Source organism: Ruegeria discodermiae, from assembly GCF_030758345.1.
Taxonomy (GTDB): domain Bacteria; phylum Pseudomonadota; class Alphaproteobacteria; order Rhodobacterales; family Rhodobacteraceae; genus Ruegeria_C.
In genome coordinates this window covers 1-718 of the sequence record NZ_JAVAMO010000071.1, presented here as the reverse complement: position 1 = coordinate 718, position 718 = coordinate 1, and the positions used below count along the sequence as shown (strand labels likewise).

The following is a 718-nucleotide window of genomic DNA, read 5'->3' as shown; positions in this document are numbered from 1 at the left end:
CGCCCTATTCTGTTGAAAAACTCTAGCTTGATCGATGGATGAACTGCTGATTCAATTCGTCTTACGAGCGGGAGGATTGGCCGATGATGGGAGCAAGACAGGAAGCTCAAGCGGCACTGTTTTATGAGTTCTCTCTGGAAGATCACGTTCCTCAAGATCACCTTTTGCGATCCATTGACCGGTTAGTCGACCTGAGCAGCATTCGCACTCATCTGTCGGATTTCTATAGCCACACGGGCCGACCTTCTGTCGATCCTGAGTTACTGATCCGTATGCTGCTTGTGGGCTATTGCTTTGGCATCCGATCGGAGCGGCGGCTCTGCGAGGAGGTACATCTGAACCTTGCATATCGGTGGTTTTGCCACCTCGATCTAAGCGACAGGATCCCTGATCACTCGACGTTTTCCAAGAACCGTCACGGTCGTTTCCGTGGCAGCGAACTGCTGCGGCATCTGTTTGAGATGACCGTCACGCGCTGCATTGAGGAAGGTCTGGTCAGCGGGCAGCGCATGGCAGTCGATGCCAGCCTGATTGAGGCAGATGCTAACAAGCAGAACTCGACGCCGAAGGAAGAGTGGGACGCGTCGGCCATTGATCCGGCAGATGCGCCCCGTGCTGTGCGTGAGTACCTCGACACGCTGGACGAGGCCGCCTTTGGTGCGGCCAGCGAGGTGCAGCCAAAGTTCACCTCCCATTCCGACCCAGCCAGCCAATGGAC

General features: G+C 55.8%; 1 protein-coding gene. It reads left to right on the top strand.

The window, feature by feature from the left end; genetic code table 11:
* Positions 1 to 83: 83 nt before the first annotated feature.
* Positions 84 to 718 (top strand): transposase (locus Q5Y75_RS28395; RefSeq protein ID WP_306203660.1); only part of this gene is annotated, 635 nt, incomplete at its 3' end.